General features: G+C 71.7%; 11 protein-coding genes. 7 read left to right on the top strand and 4 right to left on the bottom strand.

Translation table 11 applies throughout. The features are described from left to right. The first annotated feature begins 75 nt into the window (after positions 1-75). Positions 76-921, top strand: a complete 846-nt coding sequence (locus SLNSH_RS12735) for a dienelactone hydrolase family protein (protein ID WP_106337376.1) — start codon at positions 76-78, stop codon at positions 919-921. 597 nt (positions 922-1,518) lie between these two features. On the opposite strand, the gene ubiA is transcribed toward SLNSH_RS12735, so the two are convergent. Together ubiA and SLNSH_RS12725 are read right to left on the bottom strand one after the other, a co-directional pair. Further along, complete coding sequence (ubiA, locus tag SLNSH_RS12730) at positions 1,519-2,469, bottom strand: 4-hydroxybenzoate octaprenyltransferase (RefSeq protein WP_106337375.1); 951 nt, start codon at positions 2,467-2,469, stop codon at positions 1,519-1,521. Continuing rightward, on the bottom strand, positions 2,466-2,918 hold the full coding sequence (locus tag SLNSH_RS12725) for a hypothetical protein (RefSeq protein ID WP_106337374.1): 453 nt from the start codon (positions 2,916-2,918) through the stop codon (positions 2,466-2,468). The genes ubiA and SLNSH_RS12725 overlap by 4 nt, the downstream gene beginning before the upstream one ends. Before the next feature lie 222 nt (positions 2,919-3,140). Here SLNSH_RS12725 and SLNSH_RS12720 point away from each other — a divergent pair, with 222 nt between their 5' ends. Beyond that, complete coding sequence (locus SLNSH_RS12720; RefSeq protein WP_106337373.1) at positions 3,141-3,887, top strand: 16S rRNA (uracil(1498)-N(3))-methyltransferase; 747 nt, start codon at positions 3,141-3,143, stop codon at positions 3,885-3,887. Between the two features lie 264 nt (positions 3,888-4,151). On the opposite strand, the gene SLNSH_RS12715 is transcribed toward SLNSH_RS12720, so the two are convergent. After that, positions 4,152-4,511 (bottom strand): DUF1127 domain-containing protein, encoded by a 360-nt coding sequence (locus tag SLNSH_RS12715; RefSeq protein ID WP_158266750.1) that lies wholly within the window; start codon positions 4,509-4,511, stop codon positions 4,152-4,154. A 181-nt stretch (positions 4,512-4,692) separates the two neighbouring features. On the opposite strand from SLNSH_RS12715, the gene SLNSH_RS12710 reads away from it, so the two are divergent. Then, positions 4,693-5,577 (top strand): LysR substrate-binding domain-containing protein, encoded by an 885-nt coding sequence (locus SLNSH_RS12710; RefSeq protein WP_106337371.1) that lies wholly within the window; start codon positions 4,693-4,695, stop codon positions 5,575-5,577. Between the two features lies 1 nt (position 5,578). Here SLNSH_RS12710 and SLNSH_RS12705 read toward each other — a convergent pair whose 3' ends face one another. Further along, the gene (locus tag SLNSH_RS12705; protein WP_106337370.1) at positions 5,579-5,752 is read right to left on the bottom strand and encodes a Flp family type IVb pilin; all 174 of its coding nucleotides are present in this window, start codon (positions 5,750-5,752) and stop codon (positions 5,579-5,581) included. Positions 5,753-6,076: 324 nt separating this feature from the next. Between SLNSH_RS12705 and SLNSH_RS12700 the strand changes: the two genes are divergently transcribed. Genes SLNSH_RS12700 through SLNSH_RS12685 form a run of 4 tightly spaced genes read left to right on the top strand, consistent with a single transcriptional unit; the run spans position 6,077 to position 11,730 of the window. After that, positions 6,077-7,354 (top strand): glycosyltransferase family protein, encoded by a 1,278-nt coding sequence (locus SLNSH_RS12700; protein WP_106337454.1) that lies wholly within the window; start codon positions 6,077-6,079, stop codon positions 7,352-7,354. A 49-nt stretch (positions 7,355-7,403) separates the two neighbouring features. Continuing rightward, positions 7,404-8,696: a glycosyltransferase family 4 protein gene (locus tag SLNSH_RS12695; protein ID WP_425352996.1), complete on the top strand. Its 1,293-nt coding sequence runs from the start codon at positions 7,404-7,406 to the stop codon at positions 8,694-8,696. Continuing rightward, entirely contained in the window at positions 8,693-9,823 is a 1,131-nt protein-coding gene (locus tag SLNSH_RS12690; protein WP_245422316.1) for a glycosyltransferase family 4 protein, read from the top strand. Before SLNSH_RS12695 ends, SLNSH_RS12690 begins: the two co-directional genes overlap by 4 nt. Continuing rightward, positions 9,820-11,730 (top strand): glycosyltransferase, encoded by a 1,911-nt coding sequence (locus SLNSH_RS12685; protein ID WP_106337369.1) that lies wholly within the window; start codon positions 9,820-9,822, stop codon positions 11,728-11,730. The genes SLNSH_RS12690 and SLNSH_RS12685 overlap by 4 nt, the downstream gene beginning before the upstream one ends. Positions 11,731-11,845 lie beyond the last annotated feature (115 nt).

Raw genomic sequence — 11,845 nt, 5'->3', positions numbered from 1 at the left:
GCGGACGTGCGGCGAACGGGGACAATAGGCGCTGTTTACTCCAGCGCGCCGCGCCATCCAAGCTTCGGAAACCTCATGCGCCTCGTCGCCGCGCTTTCGGCGCTCCTGATCGGCTGCTTCGGCCTGACCCCGGCCCGCGCGGGGGCGCCGGAACGGGTGCGCATCCACGGCTCGGACGTGGTGCTCGCCGCCGCGCTTTACAAGCCGGAGGGGCACGGCCCCTTTCCCGCCGTGGTGGCTCTGCACGGCTGCGGCGGATTGTTCCTGCGCAACGGCAAGGTGGCCCCGCGCGACGCCGACTGGGGCGAGCGCCTCGCGGCCCAGGGTTTCGTGGTGCTGATGCCCGACAGCTACGGTCCGCGCGCCCTGGGGCCCCAATGCCGCAACCGCGACCGCGTCGTGCGGCCGAGCCACCAGCGGCAGGCGGACGCCCATGTCGCCCGGCGCTGGCTGCAGGCTCAGCCCTACGTCAAGCCGGACGCCGTGAACATCCTGGGCTGGTCCAATGGGGCCACCACGGCGCTCTACGCGATCCGCGACGGCAAGACCAGCCGCGCCGCCATGGGCGCTGGCCCCGACTTCGCCCGCGCCGTGACGTTCTACCCTGGCTGCCGCACGCTGGCCGAGAGCGGCCACTACAAGCCGCGCGCGCCGCTCCTCGTGCTGATCGGCGCAGATGACGACTGGACTCCTGCGGAGGCCTGCAAGCGGCTGGTCGAGCAGGCCAAGGCGGCCGGGCGCGAGGCCACGATCGTGACCTATCCGGAGGCGGTGCACGACTTCGACCATCCGCACCTGCCCCTCGTCACCCGGCGGGGAATCGCCTTCTCGGCCTCCGACACGGGCGAGGCCCGGGCCGGCACCAACCCGGCTGGCCGCGCCGACGCCATCCGCCGTGTGCCGGAGTTCCTGGCGCGGTAAGGGCGGAAAGCCGGCGCCATCGCGTTCCTTGCCCAGCCTTCACCCCACCCCGCCGCTGCGCGGCGACCCTCCCCCTCCAGGGGAGGGTGGCGCTGCGCGCGAGCTGGTATCGCTCCTAGCGTCATCGCGAGCGCAGCGAAGCGATCCAGGGGGGCGCACGCCGACCTGTCCTGGATTGCTTCGTCGCTGCGCTCCTCGCAAGGACGGGGGCTGGGTGGCGGGCTTCAGACGGCGCGAAGCGCCGCGCCCTTCCCTTGAGGGGGAGGAGCCTGCCCTCGGCCTTGACCCGAGGGTCGTCGGCCGGAGGCCGGCGGGGTGGGGTGGCGCCGCGCCGGGCGAGGGCGCGGGCTTTCACGGCCGAATGCCTGCGCCGTCGCGTTCCTTGCCCAGCCTTCACCCCACCCCGCCGCTGCGCGGCGACCCTTCCCCTCCAGGGGAGGGTGGCGCTGCGCGCGAGTGGACGTCGTTCCTACCGTCATCGCGAGCGCAGCGAAGCGATCCAGGGGGCGCACGCCGACCTGTCCTGGATTGCTTCGTCGCTGCGCTCCTCGCAAGGACGGGTGGAGCGTCGGAGGGTGTCGGCGGCGCGCCCGGGCGCTAGAGGCTGCGGGAGAGGGCGTCGAGGGCCAGGCCGGCGAAAAACAGGAGGCCGGCGTCGCGGTTGGAGCGGAACAGGCGCAGGGCGCGGGCGCTGTCGGCGCCGCGGATCTGGCGGATCTGCCAGGCCAGGTGGGCCGCGAAGGCGAGAAGGCCGAGGTAGGACAGCCAGCCCAGTTCCGCGCTGCGCACCGCGGCGGCGGCGAGCGCGATCGTGATGGCGTAGAAGGCCCCGACGGCCTCGCGGGCGTGGGCGCCGAACATGCGGGCGGTCGACTTGATGCCCGCGATGACGTCGTCCTCGAGGTCCTGGATGGCGTAGACGGTGTCGTAGCCGATCGTCCACGCGATGGCGCAGGCGTAGAACAGGAAGGCCGGGAGGGCGAGCGCGCCCTCGTGGGCCGCCCAGCCCATCAACCCGCCCCAGGCGAAGGCCAGGCCCAGCATGGCCTGGGGCCACGACGTGACCCGCTTCATGAAGGGGTAGATCGCCACGAAGACGAGCGAGGCGAAGCCCGTGACGACGGCGAAGCGGTTGAATTGCAGCAGGACGGCAAGGCCGACGAGGCACTGGGCCGCCAGGAAGGCGGCCGCCTGCCGGGTGGTCACCTGGCCCGAGGGAATGGGGCGGTTGCGCGTCCGCTCCACCTGCCGGTCGAGGTCGCGGTCGACGATGTCGTTGTAGGTGCAGCCAGCCCCGCGCATGGCCACCGCGCCGATCCAGAACAGCGCGAGATGCCAGACGGAGAGCGGCCCCGCCGCCGGGTCGCTGGCCGCCGCGGCCGCGGAGGACCACCAGCAGGGCAGCAGCAGCAGCCACCACCCGATCGGCCGATCGATGCGGGCCAACCGGAGGTAGGGCCGCCACGAAGGGGGCGCATAGCTGTCGACGATGTTGCCGCGGGGCGCGTCAGGGAGGACCTGACCGTCCCCCGCCGCCTGTGGGCTCACAGCGCCCCTTGGGGCATCTTGATCGGACCGCCGACCACGTCGTCGCCGCCGCCAAACAGGCCCGGGGCCTGGCCGCCGCCCTTCTTGGCCTGGGCTTCCATCTTCTTCTGGGTGGCCGCGGCCTGGCAGGCGTTGGCCTTGGCCTTGTTCACCGCCGCTTCCTGGGCGCCGATGTTCTGCGCCACCTCCGGCGGCACGTGGCACCAGTCCTGGTTGGCCTTGAGCCAGGGCATCACCTTGGAGCCGTTGGCGGCCAGGTTGGAGAACACCGAGCAGGCTTCCACGGCGGTGGGCTTCTTCTTGTGGAACGCCTGGACGCGCTGGAGGAGTTCCCCGCGCTGCTTCAGCATAGGGCCGATGGCCGCGCACTCGGCGGGCGCCTGGGCGAAGGAAGGCGAGGCGACGCCCATCACGAGCGCCGCGCCGAGCGCCGCCGCTGCGATGCGCATCGTCCTGCAAGCACGCGAATCAGCCGAGACCATGCTTCGTCCCCCGTTCAACATCGACGTTCCTTAACAGCATGAGACAAGCGGGCGCAACGCCCGGTGGGTCCCGCCGGCGAAGGGCACGAGAGCTTTCCCCACGTCCTGCACGCCCGCCTAGACGGAGAAAGCGGCTGAAATCCGGCCACGCGCCGCTTATGACAGGCGCTCAACGAGAGGAGACGCGTCTTGGCCGCCTATGACTTCCGCGCGCATCGCCTGTTCGTGGACGCCCCGCTTGCGGTTGGAACGCCCGCGACGCTGGAGCGCGAGCCGTCGCACTACCTCCTGAACGTGCTTCGCATGCAGGAGGGCGACCGCGTTCTGCTGTTCAACGGCCGGGACGGCGAGTTCCTGGCGCGCCTCGCCGGGGGGTCCAAGAAAGCCGCCGTCCTGGACGTGGTGGAGCAGACGCGGCCGCAACCGGCGGCCCCGGACCTGCACTACCTGTTCGCGCCGCTGAAGCATGCGCGGCTCGACTACATGCTGCAGAAGGCCGTGGAGATGGGCGCGGGGCGGATCCAGCCCGTGCTGACGCGCCACACGCAGGTGTCGCGGGTGAACCTGGAGCGCATGCGGGCGAACGTGACCGAGGCGGCCGAGCAGTGCGGCGTGCTGGCCGTGCCCGAGGTGGCCGAGGAGATCCGGTTCGAGCGCCTCCTCGGCGCGTGGCCGGCGGAACGGCTGATGATCTTCTGCGACGAGGACGCGCCCATCGCCGATCCGATCGCGGCCCTGAAGGGGGCCCCGCGCGGGCCCGCCGCGGTGCTGATCGGCCCGGAGGGCGGCTTCTCGGAGGAGGAACGGGCGGCCCTGCTGCGGCTGCCGCGCGTGCTGCGGGTGTCGCTCGGGCCGCGCATCCTGCGCGCCGACACGGCGGCCGTGGCGGCGCTGGCGCTGGTGCAGGCGACGTTGGGCGATTGGGGACAGGCCTAGGCTGCACGGTTTCGAGCGTCCTGACGCTTCCCCCTCCCCCTGTGGGGAGAGGCCAGGGGTAGGGGTCTTGCTTCAGAGATCGGAGGCGCCCCCCAGCCTCATTCCCTCCCACAAGGGGAGGGGGAGGCCGATCAAGCCTGGCCCTGACCTCGCAACGACTGGGCGAGATCTTGAGGCGCAAACGAAAGGAGGCCCCGCCGGGGGAGACGGGGCCTCAGGGGCGGATCGCGGGAGGGGGTCACGCGATCCGCGAAGTCGGATCGATCACGCGGCGCGATGGCCCGTCGCGGCGGGGGCGGACTGCGGGGCCGCCGCCGGTCGGGTCAGGTTCAGAACCCGAGCCGATCGAAGGCTTTCCCGCAGGCGCATGGTCTCGTTCTGGCGTGCGCGGGCGGCGCAGGCGCCGAGCGCGGCCGATGCGTCGCCCATCGCAGGGCCGCTGAGCGCCTCGAAGACGTCGCCGCGGGCCACGCCGAGATCGGCGAGCAAATGTTCGTCCAGGGAGAGCAGCGCCGCGACCTGGCGGCGGTTGCGCCAGCGCTTCCAGGCGGACGCCACGCGCTCGACCAGCGCGATGGCGCGCATGTCGGCTGTTGCGAAAACCTGCGGCGCCGGGGACGTCATCGTACTCTCCTGTGGTCTGGTCACCCCTGGTGGGATCATTGCTGAACGGGTCGCGACCTTCGCGTCCCATGCGACGGATGTACGCGCGCCACGATCATTAGTGAAACGAATGTTTCTGATGGACGCCATCAACAGAACAGATCATTGTCACGCACACGTCATCCGGCGCGCGGGTTCCGCCATGCACCTCCTGGACACCGACCAGCTCAAGACCTTCGTAGCCATCGCGGACACGGGATCGTTCACCAAGGCGGCGGACGTGGTGCACAAGACCCAGTCGGCCGTCTCCATGCAGATGAAGCGGCTGGAGGAGCGGCTCGGGAAGCCGGTGTTCGAGCGCGACGGACGGGCCTCGCGCCTCACCGAGGACGGGGAGCGGCTGCTGGACTACGCCCGGCGCATCCTGCGGCTCAACGCCGAGTGCCTGGCGAGCTTCGCGGACGCTGAGCTGGCGGGGCGGGTGCGGCTGGGCGTGCCGGACGACTACGCCGAGCGCTACCTGCCGGAGATCCTGGCGCGGTTCTCGCACTCGAACCCGAAGGTCGAGGTGACGGTGGTGTGCGAGCCGACGCCCATGCTGGCCGACCGCATCCAGACCAGCGACCTGGACCTCGCCATCATCACCCATGTGGAAAGCCGGGGGCCGGCTGAGATCTTCAGGACGGAGCGGCTGCTCTGGGTGTCGTCAGCCCGGCACGCGGTGCACGAGGAGGCGCTGCTGCCGCTGGCGCTGGGCCGGCCGACCTGCAACTGGCGCCAGGCGGCGACGGAGGGGCTCGACCGCATCGGGCGGCCGTACCGCATCCTCTACGCCAGCTGGAACTCCAACGCGGTGGGGGCGGCGGTGCTGGCGGGACTGGCCGTGGGGGTGCTGCCCGAAAGCGCGGCGCGGCCGGGAATGCGGGTGCTGGGGCCGTCGGAGGGGTTCCCCACCCTGCCCTCCTGCAAGATCGGGCTCCTGCGCAACCGGCACGAGCGCTCGGCGCTGGCGGACGCGCTGGCCGGGCACATCGTCTCAAGCCTGGACAACCTGAAGGGGACGAGCTTCGCGGACGCGGCGGAGTGACTCAGGTCGCGGCGGCCATCCTGGTCAGGATGGTGTTGAAAGTGTCCCACAGGGCGCTACGGATCGATCCGGAGCCGCCGATAATCACCAGCGAGATGATGGCCGCGATCAGCCCGTATTCGATGGCGGTGGCGCCGCGGTCGTCGGTCGCGAACTGATTCAGGAGACGGCGCATCACGGGTATCCAGGGGTCGACGCTTCACCTTAGGCGCCCGCGATTTAACGTATTCTGATCGGGATCGGTGAAAACTACCCCTGGTTGCAATTTTCTTGCTCGACTGGCGGGCGAAACGCCCCACATCCATCAAGAGTATGAGCCACACAGATCCCGCGGCGGCTCAGGGTGGTCTTGTTCGCACAGCTTAGGCGTGCCACCCTGATTGCATTCAGCCGATGGGCGCAGCGGTCCTCCTGCCCGGCTCAAGGAACGTTCGCACCGCGCATGGCGTTCTCCCGTGCTCATCAAGCTGGCCGGAGCCCAGTGCGGGAGTCCGTCGACATGTTTCAACCCGTTGCGGGCTCCTTTGGGGCTTCCCGCGCCGCGGCGCGGTCGCCCCGCGTCCTTATCTACAGCCACGACACGTTCGGGCTGGGGCACCTGCGTCGCTCGCGCGCCATCGCGAACGCGCTGGTGGATTCGGCGCCAGACGCCTCCGTGATGATCGTGACCGGCTCGCCCGTGGTGGGCAGCTTCGACTTCGGCAACGGCGTCGACTTCGTGCGCGTGCCGGGGGTGGTGAAGCTGCCGAACGGCGACTACACCACGCTCAACCTCAACATCGGGCTCGACGAGGCGGTGGCCCTGCGGGAGACCATCATCCGCAACACGGCGCTGGCGCTGAGCCCGGACATCATCATCGTCGACAAGGAGCCGACCGGGTTCCGGGGCGAGATCGCGCCCACGCTGGAGATGATGAAGGCGCGCGGCTCGCGGCTGGTGCTCGGCATCCGGGACGTGATGGACGAGCCGGCGCTGCTGGCGGCGGAATGGAGCCGCAAGGGCGCGGTGCAGGCGCTCTGCGACTTCTACGACGACATCTGGATCTACGGGCTCAAGGAGCTCTACGACCCGCTCGGGGGATTCGACCTGCCGGCGGAGGTGACCGCGCGGATGAGCTATACGGGGTACCTCCGGCGCGAGTTGCCCGACTCGCCCCAGTTCGCGCGCTATCCCAAGATCACGCGAGGGCCCTACGTGCTCGTCACCACGGGCGGGGGCGGGGACGGCGCCGAGCTGATCGACTGGGTGATCTCTGCCTATGAGCACGACCCGGAGATCCCGATCCCGGCCCTGGTGGTGTTCGGCCCCTTCATCTCGCGCAGCACCCGGCAGCAGCTGGTGGACCGCATCGCGCGGCTGGACAAGGTGGACGCGATCACCTTCGACTCGAAGATCGAGCACCTGATGCAGAAGGCCTCGGCGGTTGTCGCGATGGGCGGCTACAACACGTTCTGCGAGATCCTGTCCATGGACAAGCCGGCCCTCATCGTGCCCCGCAAGGCGCCGCGGCTGGAGCAGGCGATCCGGGCGCAGTTCGCCGCGGAGGCCGGGCTGGTGCGGCAGCTGGACGGGCTGGACGCGCCCGCCGCCACGCGCGACCCCCTGGAGATGGCGCGCGCCATCCGCGAGCTGCGGACGCGGCCGCGGCCCTCGCAGGCGGTGATCCCCGGCCTGCTGGACGGGCTCGTGAAGATCGGCGCCATGACCAAGCCCTGGTTCGAGGCCGCGCGCGAGCGGCCCTGCCCGGCCCGGGCTCTGGGCGTCGCGGCGGAGTGACCGGCGCGTGAGCATCGAGGCGTCCGCCCCGGCTCGGGGGCGCGCAGGCCTGCCGCCCGTGGCGGTGGTGGTGAAGGGCTACCCACGGCTCTCCGAGACCTTCATCGCCCAGGAGATGCTGGGGCTGGAGCGCGCCGGTTTCCGGCTGCAGATCTGGGCGCTGCGCCGGCCCACCGACAAGGCCGTGCATCCGCTCAACCGCGCCATCCGGGCGCCAGCGCGGTACCTGCCCGAATACCTCTACGAGGAGCCGCTGCGCGTGCTCCGCGGCGCGTGGGCGGCCCGGAATGCTCCCGGGCTCGCGCGCGCCCTGGAGACGTTCTGGCATGACCTCCTGCGCGATCCGACGCCGAATCGCATGCGGCGGTTGGGGCAGGCCTTCGTTTTCGCCCGGGAGCTCGATCCCGCCGTGCGGCACGTCCATGTGCATTACCTGCACACGCCGGCCTCCGTGGTGCGGTACGCCTGCCTGCTCACCGGGCGCACCTTCAGCTTCTCGGCCCACGCCAAGGACATCTGGACCACGGGCGACTGGGAGAAGCGCGAGAAGATCGCCGACGCGGCCTGGGGCACGACCTGCACCCGGCAGGGGTGGGACGAGCTGCGCCGCCTTTCCCCGGCCGACGCGCCCGACCGCGTCTCCCTGATCTATCATGGCCTCGACCTGTCCCGCTTCCCCGCGCCGCCCGCGACCCGGCCGGCGCGGACCGGGGCCGAGCCTGGCGACCCGGTGCGGATCCTGTCCGTCGGCCGGGCCGTGGCGAAAAAGGGGTACGGCGACCTGCTGGACGCGCTGGCCCGCCTCCCGGCCGAGTTGAACTGGCGCTTCGTCCATATCGGGTCCGGCGAGCTGAAGGACGCCCTGCGCCAGCAGGCGGAGCGGCTCGGCCTCGCCGACCGGATCACCTGGATGGGTGGACAGGCGCAGGACGCAGTGATCACGGCCATGCAGGAGGCGGACCTGTTCGTGCTGCCCTGCAAGGAGGGCGACAAGGGCGACCGGGACGGGCTGCCCAACGTGATCATGGAGGCGTCCACGCAGGCGCTGCCGATCCTGTCCACGGCCTTCGCAGGTGTGCCCGAGTTCGTGGACGGCGGCGTCAACGGCCTGCTGGTTCCGCCGGGCGACCGAGCCGGGCTGGCCCGGGCGCTGGAGCGGCTGATCCTCGACGCCGCCTTGCGAGAGCGGCTGGGGCAGGCCGCCGCAGCCCGGGTGCGCGCGTTCTCGTTCGAGGCCGGCGTGGGGGCGATCGCACACCAACTCGACTCCCTGCTGGGCCGCGCGACTGGGGAGGAAACCCCGCCCGCGCCGGCCCGGGCCATCGAGGCGCTGGCGCCGTGACCCGCGCGATCTTCCATGCGCCGCTGAAGCCGCCGGACCACCCCGATCCGTCCGGCGACCGCGAGATGGCCCGCCTGCTCCTCAAGGCGCTCGACCGGGCCGGGATCGCCGTCGAGACGCCCTGCCCTTTGCGCATGTTCGACCGCGGCGGGGATCCGGCGCTGATGCGGCGGCTGTCGGACGAGGCGCGGCGGGCGGCGCAGGCCTATGTGGATGAGGTGCGTCGGCGGGTTCCGGAGGACAGGCCCGACACGGTGCTGACCTACCATGTGCATTACAAGGCGCCGGACGTGTTCGGCCCGGCCGTGGCGGATGCCCTGGCCCTCCCCTACGTCGTGGTGGAAGGCTCCCGAGCCCCCAAGCGGGCGGGGGGCGCGTGGCGACTCGGCCACGAGCTGGCCGAAGCCGCGCTGGACCGGGCCGACGCCGTGCTGATCGTCAACGCCCGTGACCGGGCCATGCTGGAGCGGTTTCGCCCACCCGGGCAGGCGCTCGTCGACTTCCCTCCGTTCCTGGACGCGGACGCATGGCCCACGGCCGAGCGACCGCGGACGTCGCCGGGCTCGCCCCCTCGCCTGCTCGCCGTCGCCATGATGCGGCCGGGCGACAAGCTCGCCTCCTATCGCCTCCTCGCAGCCAGCCTGGAGCTGCTGGCAGGCCACCGGTGGGTTCTCCATGTGGCGGGCGACGGTCCGGCGCGCGCGGAAGTGGAGGCGGCGTTCCGGCCCTTCGCGGACCGCGTCACCATGCTGGGCGAGTTGGACCGATTGGCCTTGGCCAGGGCCTATGCGTCGGCCGACCTGCTGGTCTGGCCGGCGGTCAACGAAGCCTTCGGCATGGTTTTCCTGGAGGCGGCGCTGTTCGGCTGCCCGGCCCTGGCGGGGGCCTATGGGGGCGTGCCCGGGGTGATCCGGGACGGCGTCACCGGCCTGCTCGCGGAGCCCGGCAATGTGAATGACTTCACAGACAAGCTCACGACGCTCCTCCAGAATTCCGCGCGGCTGAGTCGCCTTGGCGAAAGCGCCAGGGCGGATGTCCTTGCCGCGCGCGGGCTCGACGCCGCCGCTCGACGCCTCCGGGACGCCCTGGAGGCGGGCCGGGCGGCGCACCTGGAGCGAAGCGCTTGAGCCTCTCGGCCCTGTTCGTCGTGACCCATCTGCTGGGCGTCGGGCACCTCGCCCGGACAGCCGCCATCGCCCGCGCCATGGCGCGGCGGGGCCATCGCGTGACGCTGGCGAGCGGCGGCGAGGCGGCTCCGACAGTGGACATGGACGGACTGCATCTTGTTCAGCTCGAGCCCGTCCATTGCGAGAACGCCGATTTCTCCCGGCTGCTCGACGCCCATGGCCGGCCGGTCGCGCCGGAACTCCTGGCCCGGCGCCAGGCCGCGCTTCTCGATGCGTTCGACGCGGCCCGGCCCGATGTGGTCGTCATCGAGCTGTTTCCGTTCGGCAGGCGCCAGCTCGCAGGCGAGTTCCTCGCCCTGCTGGAGGCCTGCCGTGAGCGCCGGCCCCGCCCCGCCGTAGCCTGCTCGATCCGCGACGTGCTGAACCCGCCCTCCAAGCGTGGCCGGGCGGCCGAAGCGCTGGAGCGGCTGGGCGCCTGGTATGACCTCGTCCTTGTCCATGGGGACCCGGAGGCCGCCCCGCTGCAGCTGTCCTGGCCCGTGGAGCCGGACCTTGCGCGCCGGCTCGTCTACACGGGCTATGTGGGGTCGGATGGGGCCGAAGCGGGAGCGGCTGCGGCGGAGGACGACGGCGGCGTCATCGTCTCCGGCGGCGGCGGCGCGGCCGGACTGCCGCTGCTCCGGGCCGCGGCCGAAGCGGCGCGCACGGACCCGCAGCGGCGCTCCTGGCGCATCCTGGCCGGGCATGGCGTGCCTGAGGCGGACTTCGCCGCGCTGCGCGGCCAGGGCGGCGAGCGCGTGCTCGTCGAGCGCGCCCGACGCGACTTCCCGGTCCTGCTGGCGCGTGCGTCCGTGTCGGTGAGCCAGGCGGGCTACAACACCGTCATGGACCTCGCCGCCGCACGAGCGCGGGCCGTGGTGGTCCCATTTGAGCAGGGGGCGGAGAAGGAGCAACGGCTCCGGGCGGAAGGGTTCGCCCGAACGGGCCTTCTCGACGTGCTGCCCGAGGCCGAGCTCTCGCCCCAAAGCCTGCTCGCCGCCGTGGACCGCGCGGCGCAACGGACCCGGCCCGTGTGGTCCGTGCGAGGGAACGGCGCGGAATGTAGCTGCGCCGCGCTGGAGCAGGCCGCCGAACGCGCCCGGCGGACGGCCCATGCATGGGATCGGCTGGATCGCGCGCTGGCCCGGCTCCATGCAGCGGGTCTTCGGCTGGACGTCTGGTGGCGGGACGACGACTGCGTCGCGCCCTCGCCCGCCCTCGACCGGCTGCTCGCGCTTTCAGCGCGGCATTCCGCGCCCGTGGCGCTCGCCACGATCCCGGCCACGGTGGAGCCGGCGCTCGCCCCCATCCTGGCGCGCCATCGGCTGGCGTGCGTGCTGCAGCATGGCTACGCCCACGCCAACCATGCCCCGCCCGAGGCCAAGAAGCAGGAGCTGGGCTATGCGCCCACCGCTCTTGTCGTGGCGGAGTTGGAGTTCGGCCGCGAACGGCTGGAGGCGCTGTTCGGCGAGCGGTTCCTGCCGATCCTCGTGCCGCCCTGGAACCGCATCGCGCCGGACGTCACGCGCGAGTTGCAGCGCATCGGCGTCCGGGGGCTCTCGACCTTCAAGCGGCGCGAAAGCGCCTGGGCGGCGCCCGGCGTCTATGTCGCGAACACGCATCTGGACCCGATCGATTGGCGCGGCTCGCGGGGGCTGGCGGACGTGGCCGGTCTCGTGTGCAGCCTCGCGGCCCATGCCGCAGATCTCGCCGAGGGCCGCGCCGACCCGGAGGAGGCCTATGGCCTGCTCACGCACCACCTCGTGCACGACGGCTGGATCTGGCGCTTTCTCGAGGATCTGCTTGGGCGATTGGCGGTATCGCCGGCAGCCCGCTTCGTGTCCGCGCGCGAGGCTTTCGGCTTGTGACAGCGCGATGACGCAGGTTTTGCGTGGCGGCCTAAGCTAATCCACGTTCTTGCGCGTTGTAGTTGCAGGTGGGCACAATACCATGGCCACGCTGGCGCTTGACGGTCCGCCGGAC

This window comes from Alsobacter soli (assembly GCF_003004785.1).
GTDB lineage: Bacteria > Pseudomonadota > Alphaproteobacteria > Rhizobiales > Beijerinckiaceae > Alsobacter > Alsobacter soli.
This window is presented reverse-complemented; position numbering and strand designations above follow the sequence as displayed.